We start from the raw sequence: 19,791 nt of genomic DNA, 5'->3' as shown, positions 1-19,791 counted from the left end.
GCCCGGACGCACCGCGCCCGGGCCAGGGGCGCGTCAGTTGGGCGCGGTCAGGCTGCCGCCCGCCTTGGTGCAGGCCTTGGCGCTCAGCTCCTTGAAGCCCTGGCCCTTGCAGTCGTTCTGGCCCTTGCAGTCGTTCTTCGCCGTCTTGCAGTCCGACGTGCCCTTGCAGGTGTTGATGCCGTAGCAATGGACCTTGGCGGCGCCGGCACCCGCGGCGAAGGCCGGGGCGGTCGGCGCGGCGGCGGCGATCGCGATGACGGCGGCGGAGGCGGCAAAGCTGACGCTGGTACGGAACATGGTCATGGTGGAAACTCCTGGAACGGATCTGCCTGATTGGCCCCTCCAGTTCGTCGCCCGCCGACCGCCGGTTACAGCGGCGCGCGAATTTACCAGCGCAGCAGGCGCGGGCCGAGCAGCGCACCCAGCAGGGTGGCGAGCAGGATGCCGAGCGAATACCAGGTGAGCACGAAGATCGCCGAGACCTCGGGGCAGTGGAGGCAATAGACCGTCGCCGCGAACGCGCCCGCCGCCAGCCCCGCCGCCGCGCCCGCGGCGCGCAGCCGGGTCGGCGCCAGCCGCCGGAACGACCAGAGCAGCCCGGCGAAGATCGGCATCGCCAGCGCGAACACCCGCCAGGGGCACAGCCTCCAGCTATGCCCGAGCCACATCGCCAGCCATTCGGTTTCGGGGGTGTGGATCAGCTCAAGCGCGGCGAGCCCGGCGAGCAGGGTGACGGGCACGGTCAGCAGCCACAGCCAGCGCAGGCTCCCGCTGTCGGGCCGCGCGAGCCGCACGGTCGCCACGATCGCGCAGAGCGAGAGCGACAGCGTGTAGCCCCATTTCACCCAGAACGGAAAGCCGTGCATCGCGGTGCCGAGATCGGGCCTGATGCCCATGCCGATCACGACATAGGCGATCGACACCAGTGCCCCGACCGCGGCGCCGATCGCGATCCGGCGGCCGACCGCATTGCGCCGCACCGGCGGGACGTCGCGGGAAAGCTGGTCGATGAGCTGGTCGGTGTTCATCGGCCGATCCCCTGGACGCGCGCCATCAGCGCCTTGAGTCCGCGATGCACCGATACCTTGACGTCGGATTCGCCGATCCCGCCGGCGGCGGCTGCTTCGGCGATGCTCTCGCCGTCGATCCGCGTGGCGCGGATCATCCGCGCCTGCTTGGGCGGCAGGGTTTCGAGGAGCTGGTCGATATCCATCCGCGCATCGCTCGATTCCTCGAAACCTTCGGCGACCAGCAACTCCTCCAGCCCCTCGACCGGCACGAACCGCCGGGTGCGCCGGAAATGATCGATCATCTTGTACCGCGCGATCGCGAACAGCCATCCGGTGAAGATCCGGGTCCGGTCATAGGTGCCGCGACGGCTATGCACGGCAATCAGCGTTTCCTGCACCAGGTCCTCGATATCGTCGCCGACACCCGACCAGCGGCGGCGGTAAAAGGCGCGGAGCAGCGGCGCCAGCGCGCGCAGCAGCGCGGCATGGTCGGCGGCATTGCCGTCCAGCCCGCTGATCATCAACGCTCGCAACTGGTCCTCGCTCGCCCGCATCAGCGCTCCTCGAGTCCTTGTTCGCCGCCCGCAGGGAAAAGGTTACGGCATTGCGGCCGGGCATGCGCGAAATAATTCGCGACCCCTGCGTAACCTTGGCCGGCCTCCGGGCGAATTGCCCATCGTGACCCGGTTTCGACCCTCTCCTCCGGTCACCGCACGGTCCGGATCGTCCCGTCCGGGTCGTGCGTGAGGTGTCCCATCATTCAAGGATCATCATCATGCGTCCAACCCATGCCGGTTTCGCCGCCGCCATCGCGCTTGCCACCGCCGCGGGCACCGCGATCACCGCCTCAGCCTCGGCCCAGGCCCCGGCGATGGAGAAATGCTACGGCGTCGCCCTCGCCGGCAAGAACGACTGCAAGGCCGGGGCCGGCACGAGCTGCGCCGGTACCTCGAAGGTCAATTACCAGGGCGATGCCTGGAAGCTGGTCAAGGCGGGCACCTGCACCGGCATCAAGACCCCGAAGGGCAATGGCTCGCTCACGCCCAGGGCCTGACGGTTCCGGCCGGGGCTCCTCCCGCCCCGGCCACCCTTTCTCGCGGAGACCCGCCATGACCTCGCTCGTCGCGCTCTACGATCGCGCCGCCGGCCGCCTGACGGCGCTGGTGCCGGATGCCTTTCTCCTCCTGATCGCACGGCTCGGCATCGCTGGCGTGTTCTTCCAGTCCGGCCGGACCAAGGTCGAAGGACTGATCAGCATCACCCCCGGCACGTATGAGCTGTTCCGCACCGACTATCGCCTGCCGCTCATCCCGCCCGATATCGCCGCGGTCGCGGCGACATGGTCGGAACATGTCTTCTCGATCCTGCTGGTGATGGGCCTGATGACGCGCTTCTCCGCCGCGTCGCTGCTGGGCATGACGCTGGTGATCGAGATCTTCGTCTATCCCGATGCATGGCCGACTCATCTGAGCTGGGCCGCGATCCTTCTCCCGCTGGTCGCCCGCGGCGGCGGTGCGTGGTCGCTTGACCGGCTGATCCACCGGGCCGCCGGCTCCTTGCCGCGCGGTGCGGCCGGTTAGGGCGCGAGTTTCGCCGGAGCGGGCAGCAGGGCCTTGTCGATGCGTGCCGAGACGCCGACGCTGCGCCCGGCGAGGTTGGCCACGGTGAAGCGGGCCGCGCTGCCCATCACCTGCGCGCCCTGCGACAGGGTCATGCCGTAATCCTGCTGGAGCCACTGGAGCAGCCCGGTGCTCGCTGCCTTCAGGGCCTCGTCGAGCGATCCCGCCTGGCCGAGCACCATGATCTGGGTCGGCGATTCGACGCGCGGCGATGCGAACGACCTGCCCTTGATCACCTCGACGCTGAACTCGACGTCCATCGACGTCTCGAGCGCATATTGCGACGTCTCCCCGTCGCCCTGCAGCGCATGCGCGTCGCCGAGATAGAGCAGCGCGCCTGGCTGCTGCACCGGCAGGTAGACGGTGTTGCCTGCGACGACTTCGTTGAAATCCATGTTGCCGCCGATGCGCCCGGTGTCGCCGGTCGACATCGGCGCCGAGCCGAAGCCCGGCGCGACCGCGAGGCCGCCGAGCATCGGTCGCATCGGCACCGACAGGTCCTTCAGCGCGCCCGTCGCCCCTTCAGGGCTCGCCCGTCCCGCCGCGCGGTCGAGCTTCCACCGCACTGGCTTGCCCAGGTCGCCCGCCTTGGCGATCAGGCTCGATCCGAGCGCCCGGCCGACGACGCTGTCCAGGCTGTCGGCATAGTCCCGGTTCGGCGTCAGGCGCCTCAGATGGATCGCCAGCGTATCGCCGGCCACCGCGCCTGCGACATAGAAGGGCCCGGTCTGCGGATTGCCGAACAGCGCGCGGGTGACGCCCGCCGCGTCGACCCCGCCTGAATCGACCGTGCTGGTGCGCACCGTGTCGCCCGGCCAGATCGTCAGGACCGGCGCGCGGTCGGCGCTGAACAGGTTGGAATAGTCGGTCGGGCTGAAGTCATGGGTGCGTGGCGGGCCATCGGGCCGCTCCGGCAGGCGGCGGGCGGTGAAGCGGTGGCGCACCCGCGCGCCGGGCGTGTTGGAATCGGCGAGATCAGCCTCGCCCGCCATCGCCGCGCTGTTCCGCGTGCCGGCATAGCGATAGTCGGTGCCCTTCGCGTCGGTCGCGACGAAGCGAAGCGCCTTGCCAGATGCTTCGCCCTTCAGGGGATCGCCATCCAGGTCGCCCGACAGCCGGTCGCCGTCGCTGACCAGCGTCATCGTCGAATAGGCCGGCGTGCCCCACATATCGGTGATGAGAAGCCAATGCTCGCTCGCCCGATCCGCGTCGCGGGCAAAACCCGTCGAGGAGAGGGTCAGAGCGACAGGCGCCAGAGTAGCGAGGGCAAGCAGCTTCTTCACAGGGATCTCCGGCGCCATTGATTACATTTGTAGTCGATAGCGAGGTTACGCGCCGATGCAAGCCTTCAACCGGTCAGCTTAGCCCTGCCCGCGCCTCGAGCGCCGGGCGGTCGCGGATCGTCATGGCGCGCACGCCGGGCAGGGCGACGATACCGGCGTCCTTCAACGCCGTCATCTGCCGGCTGACCGTCTCGATGCTCAGGCCAAGCACATCGGCGATCTGCCCGCGCGACAGCGGCAGGTCGAAGGTCACCGGCCCAGCGGCGCTCGCGCTGCAGCCCGACCCTGCGGCGCGATCGGCCATGCCCAGCAGCAACGCCGCGACCTTCTCCCCGGCCGAGCCGCGCGCCAGCATCAGCATCCGGCCGCGCGCTTCCTCAAGCGCGGCGAAGGTGCGCTGGAGCAGCAGCCGCTCCATTCGCGCATGATCCTCAAGCACCTTCTCGAACGGCGCGCGCGGGAAGATGCAGAGCTCCGCGTCGGTCAGCGCGGTGACGGTGACGTCAGCCTCGCCGGCATAGGGGCGCCCGACGAAATCGGCGGGGTAGAGCAGGCCGACAATCTGTTCGCGCCCGTCCGGGCTCGACACGCTCAGCTTGAGCACGCCCGTCAGGAGATTGGCGCAGACCACGCTTTCCGTCCCGGCCCAGATCACCGTCTCGCCCCGCGCGACCTTCTGCCGGCGCCCGAGCGTGTTGAGCGCACCCAGTTCCCGGTCGGTCAGGCTGCCGCACAGCGCCCGGTCCCTGACGGCGCAATCGGCGCAAATGTCACTCGCGATCATCGCCCGCCTATAGGATCGTGCGCCCGCCTTGTCCGCGAACATGAATTTGACGCGCGTCAAAGCGCCGGCGCCGGGACGCGCGCACGCTTCGCTCCTCACCTGGATGGAGCAGTTCGATGGACGGCAGTTATTTCCTGTATCTCGTGGTCGGCGGCATGAGCCTGTTCCTGCTTGTCCTCGGCGCGCTCGGCATCGAGGATGCGATCCGCTGCGGTCATCCGGAGGCCTGAGGCACGCGAATGCGGTGAATTGGATCGACATTGGGGCCACCTGCGCTTGGGTGGCTCCGCAGAGTATGACATTTCTCCGGCATGCCGATGTTCGAACCGACTTCGCGGCCGATGACCGATTATGGCGGATTCCATCAGAGTAGCGGCATCTATTGGCGCTTCGCTCCGCCGGACGTGGGGTCGCTATGGGCCGGCCTTGCCGAGGTGAAGGGACGCGGCATGGCGGTGCGCATCAGGGGCGCCGGCTATTCGATGAACGGCTCGTCGATCCCGCGCTCGGGCGAAGTGCTGATCGAGACGAAGGGCCTCGATTCGTACGTCTTTGCCCATCCCGGCACGATCACCGCCGGCGCGGGCGCGACGATGTGGGACGTGCAGCGCCTGCTTCAGCCGTTCGGCTATGAACTGCTCGTCCTCGATGACGGCAATATGGCGGCGGCCACGATCGGCGGCTATATCTCGGCGGGCGGCTTCGGGGTGCAGAGCCCCCGCCACGGCGGCTTCTGGGAATGTGTCGAGAGCATCGATATCGTCACCCTGGAGGGTGCGGTGCGGACCGTCGGGCGCACTGATCCGCTTTTCCCCTGGCTGTTCGGGTCGATGGGCCAGCTCTGCATCATCGTTTCGGCGACCCTCGCGGTCAGGCCGCGCGCCGGCGCCGGCCAACCCTTCCCGGCGGGCAAGCGGGGCCGCGTGCCGTCGAGCCGCCGCACCTGGGAGAAGGCGATCTGTTTCTCGGCCTTCGTGCCTCGCCCCGTCTGGAACCAGGCTCGGAAGGAGCTGGCGGCGATCGGCGACCGGCATCGCCATGCGTGGCTGGCACGGCCGGCCTATGCCTGTTCGCTGCCCTTCCGCCACTTTACCCCGCCGCTGATCCACCCGGGCCAGCAGGATCTGGTCGCGGTCGGCATCTGGGGCGAGGAGCCTGAAGGCGGCTGGGACCATATCGCGATCCGCGCGCTCGATGCGGAATTCAGCCTGTGGCTGCGGGCCCATCCGAATTTCCGCCGCTATGCCCAGACTGAGCTCCTCTATCCCGGCTTCGATATCGCTGCCCATTTCGGGGTCGAGTGCTTCGACCGCTTCCGCGACTGGAAGACCATGCTCGATCCGACCGGCCGGCTCGCGCCGGGCCTGCTCGACCTGCCCGCCCGGCGCGAAAGCGCCTGAGCGACGGAAGGCCGCATTCCGATCGTTGCCCGGACGAACGGCGCTTGGCGGCGGGCGCGGCGCAGGGCATGGTCGGTCGTGGCGCCGACTGGTGGTGCTGCGGGGAACTGGCTTGGATCTCGACGCGCTGCTTCATCACTATTTCGGCACGACCGCGATCGAGACGCTCGACGATCCGGCGATCGAGCTGGGGATCGAACGGCTCGGCACCGCCTTCTGGACCGAGCGCGAGCCCGGCCGCCGCTTTGCGTTGTGGGCGCTGCTTCATTCGCTCGGCGAGGCGCCCGATCCGGCAACCGCCTTCAAGGACCAGCGCGAGCGCGACGCGGCCATTGACTGGATCCGCGCGGCCGAACGGGCTGAACGATCCTGAACATAGTCCCGTCCGAGACGATGTCGCAGGCCCAGGCGCGACGGATAGCGCTCGCCGCGCAGGGCTTCGGTGCCGAACATCCGGCGCGCGCCGATCAGGGCCATTTGCGCCGGACGATCGAGCGGCTGGCGCTGCACCAGATCGACAGCGTCAACGTGCTTGCCCGCGCGCATTACCTGCCCGCCTTTTCCCGGCTCGGGAATTACGACCGAACGCTGCTCGACACAGCCGCCTGGGGGCGCAAGTCGGAACGGCGACTGTTCGAATATTGGGCGCACGAGGCATCGCTCCTGCCGCTGGCGCTTCATCCCCTGCTGCGCTGGCGCATGGCCCGGGCTGACGCGGGCGGCGCCGGCTGGAAAAGCATGCGCGCCTTTGCCGGCGAACGCCGGCCGGAGGCCGAGGCCATCCTCGCCCGCATCCGCGCTGAAGGCCCGCTTGCCGCGTCCGATTTCGAGGAGGGGAAAAGCAGCACCGGCTGGTGGGCCTGGGGCCCGACCAAGCATGCGCTCGAATTCCTGTTCTGGGCCGGCCATATCACCACGGCGACCCGCCGCCGCAGCTTCGAGCGCGTCTATGACCTGACCGAGCGTGTCATCCCGCCGCGCATCCTCGCGCTGCCGACCCCGCCTGAAGCCGAGGCTCACCGCGCGCTGATCGAGCTTGCCGCCCGCGCGCACGGCATCGCCACCACGACAGATCTGCGCGATTACTTCCGCCAGAAGCCGGTCGAGGCGAGCACCGCGATCGCAACGCTGGCGGAGGAGGGGGTGCTGATCCCCGTCGCGGTGAAGGGCTGGTCCCAGCAGGCATGGCTCCACCGCGACGCGAAGCGCCCGCGGCGGGTCCGGACGGCGGCCCTGCTCGCTCCGTTCGATCCCCTGGTATGGGAACGCGACCGTGCCGAGCGGCTGTTCGATTTCCGCTACCGGATCGAGATCTACACACCCGCCGAGAAGCGCATCCATGGCTATTACGTCCTGCCCTTCCTGCTCGACGACCGGATCGTCGCGCGCGTCGATCTCAAGGCCGATCGCCAGTCGTCACGCCTGATCGCGCACCGCATCACGCTTGAGCCCGCCGCGCCGGCCGGGACGATGGAGCGCCTGACCGCCGAACTGCGCCGCATGGCCGACTGGCTGGCGCTGGACGATGTGACGATCGGGCCGGTCGTCTGACGTCGTCCGGGGGATTGCTGCAACCGATCTACTTCAAGCACGCGCAAGACAAATAGCAGCTTCCGATCTTCAGACACTTCCTGAGGCGGCCAGCGCGTCGACCTCGCGGGCGGGGGCTATCTGGAACTGCGTCGCGTACTATGGAGTCGGTGAGCACGCCGCCGCGAGAACCGGGCGAGGCGTCACTTTCCAAAGCGCGGCGGTGCGTATGCTATATGCCTCGTTTGCCGAAGAACGGGTCAATACCAGGATGAAGTCACGGTCTGACCTTATCTGACCATGTGCAATCCGGCTTGCCGGCAGAGTTCGTCTCGTCTCATGCCCTCGCACAAGCCGCTTGACCGAAACCTGCGCGTCGAAACGGCCGTGACCGAGCACGTCATCGCCGCCGGACATGTCGGTATAGGCGAGGGTCCTCACGCGTCCGATCGCCACGACATCGTTGCATCCCCAATCGAGAACAACGCCTTCTTCCGCGGCAGCAGCAACGTTACCATTCGACAGCAAGAGTGCCGCTAGCGCGGTGACGTGCTTCAGGTACATGCGGTAAGGCTAGCTGGCTCCGGGCCGATCGTCGAGCAGGACACGGGGGGCTTGTCCCTGAACCGCAATCCGACAACGATTGCACGTGACGATGAACGATCCGGCGCCCATGCCGTTGTCACTCAGCCCGGATATCGGCCGCCTCGTCAAGGATCGCTGCATGAAGCCTGAAGGCAACAAACCCGGGCTGATCAAGCAACTCGGCCCCGGCCTCATCACCGGAGCGGCCGATGACGATCCGAGCGGCATCGCCACCTATTCGCAGGCCGGCGCTCAGTTCGGCTTCGGGCTGCTCTGGACGCTGGTGCTCACCTATCCGCTGATGACCGCGGTGCAGCTGGTCAGCGCACGGATCGGCCGCGTCACCGATGCGGGGCTGGCGAGCAACATGGTGAAGATCATGCCGCGCTGGATCGTCACCGGCCTCGTCCTGATGCTGTTCGTCGCCAACACGATCAATATCGGCGCCGATCTCGCGGCGATGGGGGCGGCGGCGCAGCTCGTGCTTGGGGTGGGCGATCACGTCTTCACCGCGATCTTCGCGATCGTGTCGCTGCTGCTCCAGGTCTTCGTGCCCTATCACCGCTATGCCGGCATCCTGAAATGGATGACCCTGGTGCTGCTCGCCTATGTCGCCTTGGTCTTCATGGTGAAGGTCGACTGGGCGGCGGTCGGCTGGGGCATGGTCTGGCCGACCGTGGCCGGCACCACCGCGATCACCACCGTGGTCGCGATCTTCGGCACCACGATCAGCCCCTATCTCTTCTTCTGGCAGAGCTCGCAGGAAGTGGAGGAGGTCGATCGCGACGACGCCAAGCACGCCCTGAACGACGCGCCCGGCGAGGCGCGAGGCGAATTCAGCCGGATCAATTTCGACACCTTCAGCGGCATGGCGGTGTCGAACCTCGTCGCGCTGGCGATCATGATCGGCACGGCGGCGACGCTGCATGCGGCGGGCAAGACCGACATCGCCACCGCCGCCGACGCGGCCAGCGCGCTCAAGCCGGTCGCGGGCCAGTTCGCCTTCCTGCTGTTCAGCCTCGGCATCATCGGCACGGGCCTGCTCGCCATTCCGGTCCTTGCCGGCTCGACCGCCTATGCCATCGGCGAGGCGCGGGGCTGGAAGATCGGCCTGGAAAGCAAGCTGTTGGAAGCCCGGGGCTTCTACGCGGTCATCGCCGTGTCGACGCTGCTCGGCATCGGCATCGACTGGTCACCGATCGACCCGATCAAGGCGTTGTTCTGGAGCGCGGTCATCAACGGCGTGGTCGCGGTGCCGATCATGGCGGTGATGATGATCGTTGTCTCGCGCCGGTCGACCATGGGCGACTATACCGCGTCGCTGCGGCTGCGCTTCTTCGGCTGGGCGGCGACGGCGGTGATGGGCGCCGCCGCGGTGGCGATGGTGGTGATGTAGGGGGTGGTGATGTAGGGCGCTGGCGGCCGAGTCACCATCGTTCGCATCGAGACAGGTTGGGGCGCGTGGCGCTTGTCCCTCGATACGCCGCCCCGGCAGGCTGGACGGCTATTCGGGACGAACGGAAGAAGGGGTGAACAGATCCCGGTGCTGGCGCGGCTGTGACCTGAGATACTGGTCAGGCGCCTTCACCCGTCCGCCGAGATGCGCCGCGGCGTGCCAGGGCCAGCGCGGATCGTAGAGGATACCACGGGCAAGCGCGACGAAATCGGCATCGCCGGTACCGATGATCGCCTCGGCCTGTTCGTAATCGGTGATCAGCCCGACCGCGACCACCGGCAGGCCGGTTGCCTGCTTCACGGCGCGGGCAAGGGGCACCTGGTAGCTGGGCCCGACCGGGATATCCTGCCGCGGGTCGAGCCCGCCGCTCGATACGTGGACGGCGCTGCAGTCATGCGCCTCGAGCGCGCGGGCGAACGCGACGGTCTGCTCCACGTCCCAGCCGCCCTCGACCCAGTCGCTGCCGGATAGTCGCATCGTCACTGGCCGGTCGGCGGGGAAGGCGGCGCGGACGGCGTCGAACACCTCCAGCGGAAAACGCATCCTGTTCTCGAGGCTGCCGCCATAATCGTCGTCGCGGCGGTTCGACAGCGGCGACAGGAACTGGTGGAGCAGATAGCCATGCGCGCCGTGGAGCTGTACCGCGTCAAGGCCGAGCCGCGCCGCGCGCCGGGCTGCGGCGGCGAACGCGTCCCGCACCCGATCGAGCCCGGCGCGGTCGAGTGCCAGCGGGGCATTGTCCTTGTGATGAAAGGCGACCGGGGAGGGCGCCACCGTCTGCCAGCCGAGCGGGTCCCCCGGCGCGATCTGCGCGCCGCCCTTCCACGGGACTTCAGTCGACGCCTTGCGGCCTGCATGGGCGAGCTGGATCGCGACCGGCATGTCGGACCAGCGGCGAATGCTGTCGAGCGTGCGGGCGATCGCCGCCTCGGTCGCGTCGTCGTAGAGGCCGACATCGGCATGGGAAATGCGGCCTTCGGGGAGCACCGCGGTGGCCTCGATCGTCAGCAGCGCCGCGCCCGACAGCGCCAGATTGCCGAGATGAATCTGATGCCAGTCGGTCATGCAGCCGTCGACCGCCGAATATTGGCACATCGGCGCGATCACGATCCGGTTCGTGAGCGTCAGCGCGCCGATCGACCGGGGTTCGAACAGCCTGGGTCCCGCCATCTTCCGTCTCCGAATTGCAATTCGGCGCGAATGTCGCCGCGCCGTGCAGATCGGGATGCTCCAACCAACAATCAACCGCACCCATATCCAGGGATGGATGCATGTGCCTTTTCCGGCAGGCGATTTCCTTGCCGGCCAAAGCCGGGGCCAGCCATTAGCCGACGAAAGCGCGCTCGATCACATAATGGCCGGGCTTGTTGTTCGACCCTTCCTCGAACCCGCATGCCTCGAGCATCGCCGCGGTGTCGCGGATCATCGCGGTGCTGCCGCACAGCATCACCCGGTCATGCTCCGGATCGAACGCCTTCGCCCCGGTCAGCGGCGCCCCGAACAAATGGCCATTCTCCACCAGCGTGTCGATCCGTCCGCTCGTCCTGAACGGCTCACGCGTCACCGTCGGCACATAATGGAACTGAAGCAGCGCCTGGTCGCCCACCAGCGGATCGCCGGCGAACTGGGCGGTGAGTTCGTCATGATAGGCGAGGTCGCTCACGCGCCGCACCGAATGGACGATCACCACCTGCCCGAACCTGTCATAGACATCCGGGTCGCGCGCCACGCTCAGGAAGGGCGCCAGCCCCGTGCCGGTCGACAGCAGGAACAGCCGTTTCCCGCCGAGCAGCGCGTCGAGCACGAGGGTGCCGGTCGGCTTGCGGCCGAGATAGAGCTGGTCGTCGGGACGGATCGTCTGGAGCCGCGAGGTCAGCGGTCCGTCCGGCACCTTGATCGACAGGAATTCGATCTCGTCGGACCAGGCCGGGCTGGCGATCGAATACGCACGCATCAGCGGCCTGCCGCCGGCGTCCTCGTCGCCGGGCAGCCCGATCATCACGAACTCGCCTGACCGGAAGCGGAAGCTTGCCGGCCGCTCGACCGCGAAGCTGAACAGATGCTCGTTCCAGTGCCGCACCCAGCGGACCGGCACGGTCTGGAAGGCGGCATGATCGGGGATGGTCCTTGGCGGGCGCACGGGCATGTTCATGGGCGCTGCACCGTCGTGTCGGTCATCGCGGTCGCGACGAAATCGGCCGCCTGCGCCAGCCTGGCCACCGCGTCCTCGGTCACCAGCCCGGCCGCCACACGCTTGAGCCGACCGATCGGCCCTTCCTGCGCCGTCGCGAACAGCGCCAGCAGCCGCGCCTCGTCGTCAGTCGTCCTGGCCGATCCCGCGCTGCCGAAGCGCACCTGGCCCAGGCTTTCCTGGTCGAGCGTCGCCATCAGCATGTTGAAATCGGGCAGCGCTTCGGCGATGCCGCGCCGCGCGAAACCGGCATGGAGCGCGTGGCAGCAGCACCGTCCGGCGCGCGCCGCGCCGACCCATGTGCGCATTGCCGTGAGCAGGAAACGCTCGGGCTCGTCGAGCCGGCCGACCGCGCGGTCGAGATAACGGTACATCATGCTTCCTTATTGCGAGTGCGTCGCATTATTGTGGATGGTGCGACGCGTCAATGCTCGACTGAGCGCAATTCGTCACGGATGTGGTTGGGTCGGGTTGAGGACAGTCGGGCCGCGCCCTATCGTCAGGTCCCGGGGGACAGCGCCGTGACGATGGAGGAGCCTGATATCGTCGATCGGCCCGCCGTGGCGCGGCGCCGCCTGTTCGGCCTGCAATATCTGCGTGCGGTCGCCGCAACCGGGGTGGTCCTGTTTCACGCGACCGAGGCGGCGGGCGCGCCCTGGCGAATCGGATCCCGGGGCATCGATCTCTTCTTCGTGCTCAGCGGTTTCCTGATGATCGCGATCACCGACGGTGGCGCGCGGCCCTGGCCTTTCTTCAAGGACAGGCTGTTGCGGATAGCCCCGCTCTACTGGATCGTGACCACCGCGCTCATCATGGTCGCCGTGGTCGGTCTCGCGCCGTACATGACGCTCGATCCGGTCCGGATCCTGACCTCCTTCGCCTTCATTCCCTATGGCGACCTCACCGCCGGGCGGATCATCCTGCCGATCCTCCCGGTCGGCTGGACGCTGAACGCCGAGATGCTGTTCTACACGCTCTTCGCGCTGATCCTGGTGCTGCCGCGCTACCGGATGCTGGTGCTGACCTGTATCATCTGCGGCCTGGTCACGCTTGGCTTCCTCTGTGGCCCGACCGGGGCGGGGGCTGCCTGGACCCAGCCGATATTGCTTGAATTCGTCGCGGGCGGCTGGGTCGGCATGGCCTGGGTCAGGCCGGAACGTCGGCGGCGGATATTCCTCTTCCTGCTGCCCGCGCTGTGCGTGTGGACTGCCCTGCCGGTCGGACGGGTCGGTGCGATGGTGACGCTGATCCTGGCAGCCGTCCTGTTCTTCGAGGCGCGTGGTGCCGGCATTCCGAAATGGCGCCCGCTCCTGCTGCTCGGCGACGCGAGCTATTCCATCTATCTGTGGCAGATCTTCCCGCTGCAATTCGTCTTCGTCCTGGGCCAGCGCCTGAACGTGCCGCCCGCCATCCTCGCCATCATCGCCAGCCTTGCCGCGATCGGCGGTGGAATCCTGGCCTATCTGCTGCTCGAACGTCCGCTGCTCGCCCTGTTCCACCGCCAACGTACCCGGCACGGCATCACCATCCCGGCAGGGCCGTGATCTGCGTCCGGCAAAGGCTGGCCGGCGGCCGCGCGATTTGATACTGTCGGGTAACGTTTTGCGGGGGCAGACGACATGGCGACGATAGCGGGCGGCTTCGGGCGGGATGCGGTCGTCAGGGACCGTGGTTTCTTCCTCATCATGGCGCTGGTGATCGCGGCGACGACCGTCGCCGGATTCACGCTTCAGTTCGTCGCCGGCCGGTCGAGCCTCGCCTCGCCCTGGTGGGTGCATGTCCACGGCATCACCTTCATGGGCTGGCTCGTCATCTATGTGGCGCAGAACCTGCTCGTCTATCGCAACGACATCGCGCTACACCGCCGGCTCGGTCGGTTCGCGGCAGGCTATGTCGGCTGGATGGTGCTGGTCGGGCTCAGCGTGAACACGCTGGCGGCGGTCAATCACCGTATCCCGCCCTTCTTCGAAACCAATGTCTTCCTGGTGATGGACTGGCTGACCGTGCTGGTCTTTGCCGGCCTGACCTGGGCCGGGGTGCGGATGCGACACCGGACCGACTGGCACCGCCGGCTGATGCTGTGCGCGGCGCTCATGATCATGACGCCGGGCGCCGGCCGGCTGCTGCCGCTGCCGTTGCTCGGCACCTGGATCATCTGGTCGATCTGGCTGATCATGCTGGTCTATGTCGGCGTGGCGGTGACCTATGATCTCGTCACGCGCGGCAAGGTGCATCCGGCTTATTTCTGGGGTTTCGGCGCCATCACCCTGGCGACCGCGCTGATGCGTCCGCTGGCCTTCACCCCGCCGATGCTCGCGATCACCGCTGCGCTGACCGGCTGATCGGGGGCCGCCAGGTATCTTGACGCGGTCTCCCGTCCGGGCGAGTCTCCCGCGCGAAGGAGAGACATGAATGTTCAGCCATATGATGGTCGGCAGCAACGACATCGCCCGATCGAAGACCTTCTACGACGCGCTCTTCGGCACGCTCGGCGGCAAGCCCGCTTTCCAGGATGACAAAGGCCGCCTGATCTACATGCACAATGGCGGGATCTTCATGGTGTCGGCCCCAATCGACGGCAAGAATGCCTGCCACGCCAATGGCGGCACCATCGGCTTCACGATGGCCAGCCCGGAAGAGACCGATGCCTGGCACAAGGCGGGGGTCGAGCATGGCGGCAGCTCGATCGAGGACCCGCCCGGCCTGCGCGATGGCGGCTTCGGGCCGATGTATCTCGCCTATCTGCGCGATCCCGACGGGAACAAGCTGTGCGGCCTGCACCGGGTGAAGGCCTGACGGGATCCCCCGTAGCGCCCTTTCTGAAAGCCGACCGCGCATGCCGCTTCCGCACGTCACCCCGGCCACGCTGGCCATCACGGGTTCGACCGATCGCTTCCCTGTCCGGCGCATCTTCTGCGTCGGGCAGAACTACGCCGATCACGCGCGGGAAATGGGCTCCGATCCCGACCGGCAGAAACCCTTCTTCTTCACCAAGCCGGCCGACGCCGTCGTCGATAGCGGCGGCGTGCTGCCGTTCCCGGTCCGCACCGCCGATCTCCATCATGAGGTCGAGCTGGTCGTGGCATTGTCCGGGGGCGGTGCCGACATCGCGGTCGCTGACGCCGCCGGGCTGATCTTCGGCTATGCGGTCGGGCTCGACCTCACCCGCCGCGATCTCCAGGCGGCGGCGAAAAAGGCCGGCCGCCCCTGGGACATGGCCAAGGGATTCGACCGCTCCGCGCCGATCGGCCCGCTGACTCCCGGCGCGGCGCCGACCAGCGGGACGATCTCCCTCACCATCAACGGCGCGCTGCGCCAGTCGGGCACGCTCGACCAGATGATCTGGAGCACGCCCGAGATCATCGCCGAGCTGTCGACTTATGTCGACCTCAGGCCCGGCGACCTGATCTTCACCGGCACCCCCGCCGGCGTCGGCCCGATCCTGCGCGGCGACCGGCTGGAGGCGATGGTCGAAGGCGCGGCGCCCTTGCTGGTCGCGTTCGCCGGATAGGCCGCGCACGCGGTTCAAGGGGCGTCTGGACCGGAAGGCCGTCAGCTGGCACAAACCATTAATGACCTTCTCCGTTCACATCGCAGGCGTCGCGACCAGCGGTCGAATTAAGCACCCGGCCTGATCCGTCAGGCCGGGTCCGCCCACATGTGAACACTATGGTGCCTGAGGCACCACGCCCAAAGGTCTATGATGATGTCTACGCAGGAAACGACGCTGCATCTCCTGTGCGGCAAGATCGCCGCCGGAAAATCGACGCTCACCGCCAGACTCGCCGCTCTCCCTCACACCATCGTCGTGGCCGAGGATCAATGGCTTGCCAGGCTTTATCCCGGCGAACAGACCAGCCTTGCCGACTATGTGCGCAATTCGACGCGCCTCCGCCATGCGATGGCGCCGCATCTGGTGGCGCTGCTGCGAACCGGTGTCTCCGTCGTGCTGGATTTCCCCGCGAATACCCTCGCCAGCCGGGCATGGATGCGCACCCTGTTCGAGGAGGCGGGGGTCGCGCACCAACTCCATCATCTCGACGTCGCCGATGACATTTGCAAAGCGCGCCTCCGCCAGCGCAATGCCGGCGGCGAGCATGAGTTCCTGGTGACTGACGAAGAGTTCGACCTGTTCACCCGGCATTTCGTGGCGCCGACCCCGGATGAAGGCTTCAACATCGTCCTTCATGGTCAATAGAGGTGCGGTTCCCCCTCTGATAAAGTCGCGGGGGCGGGCGTCGGCCTTCAGGCCGTCGTCGTGACTCCCCGATAGACCGGATCCTCGAGCGCCCGCCCGGCACCCATCGCGACGCAGATCAGCGCGTTCTCGGCGACGATCACCGGCAGGCCGGTCGCCTTGGCCAGCGCCTCGTCGATGCCGGAGAGAAGCGATCCGCCGCCGGTCATGACGATGCCCTGGTCATAGAGATCGGCGGCCAGTTCAGGCTCGGTCCGCTCGAGCGCGCCGAGCACCGTCTCGACCACCTGGCCGACCAGGTCGGCGAGCGATCCGGCGATCTCGGCCTGGGTGACCTCGACCTCCTTGGGCACGCCGGCGACCAGATCGCGTCCCTTGACCCGCATGACCAGGCCGTCCTGCGCTGTCTCGGCGCTGGCCATCCCGATCTCGATCTTCACGCGTTCGGCGGTCGATTCACCGATCATCAGGTTGTGCTTGCGGCGGATGTACGAGGCGATCGCATCGTCCATCCGGTCCCCGCCGACCCGCGCCGAGGTGCTGTAGGCGAGGCCGCGCAGCGACAGCACCGCCACCTCGGTCGTGCCGCCGCCGATATCGACCACCATCGCGCCGATCGGCTCGGTGACGGGAAGGCCTGCGCCGATCGCCGCAGCCATCGGCTCCTCGATCAGATGGACGGTCCGCGCGCCCGCATTCTCCGCCGCCTGGCGGATCGCGCGCCGCTCGACCGGGGTCGCGCCGGAGGGGATACAGATGGCGACCTCGGGGTTGCGCGGCAGCCGGCTCTTCCCGCCATGCGCCTTGTCGATGAACGCCTTGATCATCTGTTCGGCGACGTCGATGTCGGCGATCACCCCGTCGCGCATCGGCCGGACGGTGCGAAGCGTGTCGGGCGTCTTGCCCATCATCAGCTTGGCTTCGGCACCGACCGCGCGGACGCGCTGGACACCGTCCAGCGTCTCGATGGCGACGACGGAGGGTTCGTTGAGCACGATGCCCCGGTCGCGCAGATAGACGACGGTGTTGGCGGTCCCGAGATCGATCGCCATGTCATTGGACGCTCGGCTGAACAGGCGAGGAAAACGCATTGAGATGTAATCATTTCCGAATTAGCGGCGCGCGCCGGCTCGCCTGAACTATGGCGCATAAGTTGGGAGCGGCGGCGTGGGCGTGTCGGCACAGCGCGTCAAGGTCCGGGGTGGACCGAGTGCGTCCGACCGGGCTTTGCGGGCGACGAGGGGGTTGGCACAGCGTCGCTTCGCGGCCCCGTCAGCCTTGTCGCTATTTATAGCGACAAGGCTCGCCGCGCGCTCCGCTTTGGTTGTAACACTTCCGGAATAAGCGTTATTCCCCGTGCTTCGCGGATGATGGGGAATGCATGATGGCTTCGAGCGCAACCACGACGACGTCGCCGCTTTCGCCCAAGGCGACGACCAATCCGGACGGCAGCTTCTTTCTCGCCTCGACTGACTGGATCACGCTCCAGACTTATCTTCAGGCGGCGGTGACGCTGCCGATCACCGGGGCGGAGGCGATCGCCAAGCTCGGCATCAACAGCGCGGATGCGGATTATTTCGCGCCACTGTGGAGCGCCTATTCGGGCGTGCACGATCATTGCCACGATTTCTCGATCAATACCTTCCCGGAAACCGTGTCCCTCGCCTCCGACATCGTCGACTACGGGCGCAACAAGGTGCCGGTGTTCTACGGCGCGATCTCGAAGATCGCCGACAAGGTCAGTGACGGGGTGCTGACCGAGGAGAAGGCGCAGGTCCAGATCACACAGGTGCTGACCAACCTGGTCAAGGATGCCCAGACGCGCGGCGATCGCGCGGCAGCGGTCGAGGCGGCGATCGCCAGCTTCATTGCCCAGACCCAGGCCGACAAGGCGCTGCTCGATCCGTTGCAGACGCGTTACCGCAACGAGCTTGAGGGCGATAACGGTCGCATTGCTGAGCTGGAGGCGGATCTCGCGACCGAGCAGGCGGTGATAGACGCCGAAAATGCGGAATATGCGAAGGACGTGAAGCTCGCCGCGACCACCCCGACCTATGGGTGGATCGTGCCGGCGGGCACCATCGCCGCAGCGGTGGTCGCCGGCATCTATGGCGCGCGCGCGACGGCCGCGCTCAGGGCGATGCGCGACGCGCAGGAGCAGTTCGACAAGGATTCCGACGAACTCGCCAGCAAGCGGCTGATGGCGCAGGACCTGACCACGGCGGGCACCAGCCTTGACGGGGTGCTGACCGCGCTTAATTCGGCGCTGCCGATCGTGCAGAAGGCGCGGGGCGCCTGGCATGCGCTGTCGGACGATATCGGCAGCGTCCTGAAGACGCTGGCCAACGATATCGGGGGGCAGGAATCCTTCATCGCCTCGCTCGGCGTGGATACGGCGATCAGCGAATGGTCGGAACTGGCCAAGAAGGCCGACACCTACCGCGCCAACGCCTTCATCACCGTGCTGAGCGAAGCGGAGGTCACCGCGCGGATTGCCGCCGATCCGAACGCCTTTGCCGTATCGCACGGCTGATCCGGCACCTCCACCACTCGACAGGGAACCGCCCATGCCCGAGGCACATGTCACACCGGCCCCGCTCGCCTCGCCGCTCGCGCCCGCCGCGGCGCTCGGCGGCGGCAGCGATTTCTTCATGTCACAGGGCGACTGGGCACTCGTCCAGGCCTATCTCGACACCGGCATCAGGCTGCCTGTCGACGCGACCCAGGCGGCGAAGGTGATCGGTTTCACTGTCGACGAGGCAGGGGACTATGACGATCTGTGGACTGCCTTCTCCACGATCCACGACCATTGCAGCGATTTCCTCAACACCAGCTACCCCGCCATCGTCGGCGTCGCTTCCACGATCGCGACCTTCGGGACAAGCAAGGTGCCGGTCTTCTACGGCGCGATCGACAAGATCATCGCGCAGGTGAAGGCGGGCACGATGACGCTGGACAAGGCGGTCGTGCAGATGCGCACGATCCTGCTCAACCTCCAGGCTGATGCGCAGACGAAGGACACCGACGTCGCCGCTCAGGCGGCCGTGGTCGACAGCTTCATCGCCCGGATGAAGACCGATGCGGCGATGCTCGCGCCGATCAAGGCGAAATATCAGGCCCAGCTAGACGGCGAGGATGGGGTGATCGCCACCCTGCGCGTGATGGTCTCGGTGCTTCGACAGCAAGTCGAAGACGAGTTCAGGGAGGTCGCCAGGGATGAGGAAATCGCGATGGGCTCCGTCGTCCTTTTCGCTGTTCCGGTGCTCGGTACGATCACGGCAGCCTGTCTCACGGCGGTCTATTTCGAGCGCGCGCGCCAGGAACGTCTCATCGCGGAAAAGGACGTGCAGAAGCTGAGCGGCCTGCAGACGCGCCTCAAGGTCGCTGTCGCGCTTGATGGTCACCTCCAGCTCTCGATGCATGCCCTGGGCAAGGTGGATGACGCGCTCACCGCCGCCACCCCGGCGCTGGCCAAGGCACAGGCCGCGTGGGCCGCGCTCGACACCGGGATCGCGGGTATCCTTGCCACGCTGGCGACGGATATCAGGGATATCGCCACGCTCGGGACGAAGCTCGATATCGATACCGTCATCGCTGCCTGGAAGACGATGGCTGCCGATGCGGACGATTTCCGCGCCAACGCGTTCATCACGATCGCGCCGGCGCCCGACCCCGGTGCGGCGGCAGGCGGCACGCCGACACCCACTCCTTCCGCCACGACCGCTGGCTGAGGGG

The 19,791-nt window shown here is 67.3% G+C and carries 23 protein-coding genes; 13 read left to right on the top strand and 10 right to left on the bottom strand.

Going from position 1 to position 19,791, the window contains the following annotated elements; genetic code table 11:
- Positions 1 to 33 precede the first annotated feature (33 nt).
- The 3 genes from P0Y59_16100 to P0Y59_16090 form a co-directional block, all read right to left on the bottom strand.
- Complete coding sequence (locus tag P0Y59_16100) at positions 34 to 303, bottom strand: hypothetical protein (GenBank protein WEJ98460.1); 270 nt, start codon at positions 301 to 303, stop codon at positions 34 to 36.
- Between the two features lie 83 nt (positions 304 to 386).
- Positions 387 to 1,028 (bottom strand): DUF1109 domain-containing protein, encoded by a 642-nt coding sequence (locus tag P0Y59_16095; GenBank protein WEJ98459.1) that lies wholly within the window; start codon positions 1,026 to 1,028, stop codon positions 387 to 389.
- Entirely contained in the window at positions 1,025 to 1,564 is a 540-nt protein-coding gene (locus tag P0Y59_16090) for a sigma-70 family RNA polymerase sigma factor (protein ID WEJ98458.1), read from the bottom strand. The genes P0Y59_16095 and P0Y59_16090 overlap by 4 nt, the downstream gene beginning before the upstream one ends.
- A gap of 221 nt (positions 1,565 to 1,785) precedes the next feature.
- Here P0Y59_16090 and P0Y59_16085 point away from each other — a divergent pair, with 221 nt between their 5' ends.
- Both P0Y59_16085 and P0Y59_16080 read left to right on the top strand, forming a co-directional pair.
- On the top strand, positions 1,786 to 2,064 hold the full coding sequence (locus P0Y59_16085) for a DUF2282 domain-containing protein (GenBank protein ID WEJ98457.1): 279 nt from the start codon (positions 1,786 to 1,788) through the stop codon (positions 2,062 to 2,064).
- Positions 2,065 to 2,119: 55 nt separating this feature from the next.
- On the top strand, positions 2,120 to 2,590 hold the full coding sequence (locus P0Y59_16080; GenBank protein ID WEJ98456.1) for a DoxX family protein: 471 nt from the start codon (positions 2,120 to 2,122) through the stop codon (positions 2,588 to 2,590).
- Here the strand turns inward: P0Y59_16080 and P0Y59_16075 are convergent.
- Positions 2,587 to 3,912, bottom strand: a complete 1,326-nt coding sequence (locus P0Y59_16075) for an acetamidase/formamidase family protein (GenBank protein WEJ98455.1) — start codon at positions 3,910 to 3,912, stop codon at positions 2,587 to 2,589. The two genes, P0Y59_16080 and P0Y59_16075, sit on opposite strands and share 4 nt — an antisense overlap.
- 73 nt (positions 3,913 to 3,985) lie before the next feature.
- Entirely contained in the window at positions 3,986 to 4,696 is a 711-nt protein-coding gene (locus P0Y59_16070; GenBank protein WEJ98454.1) for a Crp/Fnr family transcriptional regulator, read from the bottom strand.
- 311 nt (positions 4,697 to 5,007) lie between these two features.
- On the opposite strand from P0Y59_16070, the gene P0Y59_16065 reads away from it, so the two are divergent.
- The 3 genes from P0Y59_16065 to P0Y59_16055 are packed head-to-tail and all read left to right on the top strand — an operon-like array spanning position 5,008 to position 7,647.
- Positions 5,008 to 6,096, top strand: coding sequence for an FAD-binding oxidoreductase (locus P0Y59_16065; protein ID WEJ98453.1), 1,089 nt, complete (start codon positions 5,008 to 5,010; stop codon positions 6,094 to 6,096).
- 25 nt (positions 6,097 to 6,121) lie between these two features.
- Positions 6,122 to 6,469 carry a hypothetical protein gene (locus P0Y59_16060; protein ID WEJ98452.1) on the top strand — a complete coding sequence of 116 codons (348 nt, stop codon included), beginning with the start codon at positions 6,122 to 6,124 and terminating at the stop codon, positions 6,467 to 6,469.
- A gap of 20 nt (positions 6,470 to 6,489) precedes the next feature.
- A complete protein-coding gene (locus tag P0Y59_16055) occupies positions 6,490 to 7,647 on the top strand; it encodes a crosslink repair DNA glycosylase YcaQ family protein (protein WEJ98451.1) in 1,158 nt (385 codons plus the stop codon).
- Positions 7,648 to 7,785: 138 nt separating this feature from the next.
- Here the strand turns inward: P0Y59_16055 and P0Y59_16050 are convergent, their stop codons facing one another.
- Complete coding sequence (locus P0Y59_16050; protein ID WEJ98450.1) at positions 7,786 to 8,190, bottom strand: hypothetical protein; 405 nt, start codon at positions 8,188 to 8,190, stop codon at positions 7,786 to 7,788.
- Positions 8,191 to 8,299: 109 nt separating this feature from the next.
- Between P0Y59_16050 and P0Y59_16045 the strand changes: the two genes are divergently transcribed.
- Positions 8,300 to 9,607 (top strand): divalent metal cation transporter, encoded by a 1,308-nt coding sequence (locus P0Y59_16045; GenBank protein ID WEJ98449.1) that lies wholly within the window; start codon positions 8,300 to 8,302, stop codon positions 9,605 to 9,607.
- Between the two features lie 108 nt (positions 9,608 to 9,715).
- Here the strand turns inward: P0Y59_16045 and P0Y59_16040 are convergent, their stop codons facing one another.
- The 3 genes from P0Y59_16040 to P0Y59_16030 all read right to left on the bottom strand — a co-directional run bounded on the left by P0Y59_16040 (position 9,716) and on the right by P0Y59_16030 (position 12,235).
- Positions 9,716 to 10,837 carry an NADH:flavin oxidoreductase/NADH oxidase gene (locus P0Y59_16040; protein ID WEJ98448.1) on the bottom strand — a complete coding sequence of 374 codons (1,122 nt, stop codon included), beginning with the start codon at positions 10,835 to 10,837 and terminating at the stop codon, positions 9,716 to 9,718.
- Positions 10,838 to 10,991: 154 nt separating this feature from the next.
- Positions 10,992 to 11,813: a ferredoxin--NADP reductase gene (locus P0Y59_16035; GenBank protein WEK02598.1), complete on the bottom strand. Its 822-nt coding sequence runs from the start codon at positions 11,811 to 11,813 to the stop codon at positions 10,992 to 10,994.
- A gap of 2 nt (positions 11,814 to 11,815) precedes the next feature.
- Positions 11,816 to 12,235, bottom strand: a complete 420-nt coding sequence (locus P0Y59_16030) for a hypothetical protein (protein WEJ98447.1) — start codon at positions 12,233 to 12,235, stop codon at positions 11,816 to 11,818.
- 150 nt (positions 12,236 to 12,385) lie between these two features.
- Between P0Y59_16030 and P0Y59_16025 the strand changes: the two genes are divergently transcribed.
- From P0Y59_16025 to P0Y59_16005, 5 genes are all read left to right on the top strand, one after another.
- Positions 12,386 to 13,402 carry an acyltransferase gene (locus P0Y59_16025; GenBank protein WEJ98446.1) on the top strand — a complete coding sequence of 339 codons (1,017 nt, stop codon included), beginning with the start codon at positions 12,386 to 12,388 and terminating at the stop codon, positions 13,400 to 13,402.
- A gap of 75 nt (positions 13,403 to 13,477) precedes the next feature.
- Positions 13,478 to 14,200, top strand: coding sequence for a hypothetical protein (locus P0Y59_16020; GenBank protein ID WEJ98445.1), 723 nt, complete (start codon positions 13,478 to 13,480; stop codon positions 14,198 to 14,200).
- A gap of 70 nt (positions 14,201 to 14,270) precedes the next feature.
- Entirely contained in the window at positions 14,271 to 14,654 is a 384-nt protein-coding gene (locus P0Y59_16015) for a VOC family protein (protein WEJ98444.1), read from the top strand.
- Between the two features lie 40 nt (positions 14,655 to 14,694).
- On the top strand, positions 14,695 to 15,369 hold the full coding sequence (locus P0Y59_16010; protein ID WEJ98443.1) for a fumarylacetoacetate hydrolase family protein: 675 nt from the start codon (positions 14,695 to 14,697) through the stop codon (positions 15,367 to 15,369).
- 192 nt (positions 15,370 to 15,561) lie between these two features.
- Positions 15,562 to 16,056 carry an ATP-binding protein gene (locus P0Y59_16005; GenBank protein ID WEJ98442.1) on the top strand — a complete coding sequence of 165 codons (495 nt, stop codon included), beginning with the start codon at positions 15,562 to 15,564 and terminating at the stop codon, positions 16,054 to 16,056.
- Between the two features lie 47 nt (positions 16,057 to 16,103).
- Here P0Y59_16005 and P0Y59_16000 read toward each other — a convergent pair whose 3' ends face one another.
- Positions 16,104 to 17,147 carry a rod shape-determining protein gene (locus P0Y59_16000; protein WEJ98441.1) on the bottom strand — a complete coding sequence of 348 codons (1,044 nt, stop codon included), beginning with the start codon at positions 17,145 to 17,147 and terminating at the stop codon, positions 16,104 to 16,106.
- Between the two features lie 293 nt (positions 17,148 to 17,440).
- Between P0Y59_16000 and P0Y59_15995 the strand changes: the two genes are divergently transcribed.
- Together P0Y59_15995 and P0Y59_15990 are read left to right on the top strand one after the other, a co-directional pair.
- Positions 17,441 to 18,589, top strand: a complete 1,149-nt coding sequence (locus P0Y59_15995) for an alpha-xenorhabdolysin family binary toxin subunit A (GenBank protein ID WEJ98440.1) — start codon at positions 17,441 to 17,443, stop codon at positions 18,587 to 18,589.
- A gap of 34 nt (positions 18,590 to 18,623) precedes the next feature.
- On the top strand, positions 18,624 to 19,787 hold the full coding sequence (locus P0Y59_15990; protein WEJ98439.1) for a hypothetical protein: 1,164 nt from the start codon (positions 18,624 to 18,626) through the stop codon (positions 19,785 to 19,787).
- The last annotated feature ends 4 nt before the right edge of the window (positions 19,788 to 19,791 follow it).

The organism is Candidatus Sphingomonas phytovorans (assembly GCA_029202385.1).
In the GTDB taxonomy this organism is placed as follows: Bacteria; Pseudomonadota; Alphaproteobacteria; order Sphingomonadales; family Sphingomonadaceae; genus Sphingomonas; species Sphingomonas phytovorans.
Note: the sequence above shows the minus strand (reverse complement) of the source record. Positions and strands in the feature narration are given on the sequence as shown.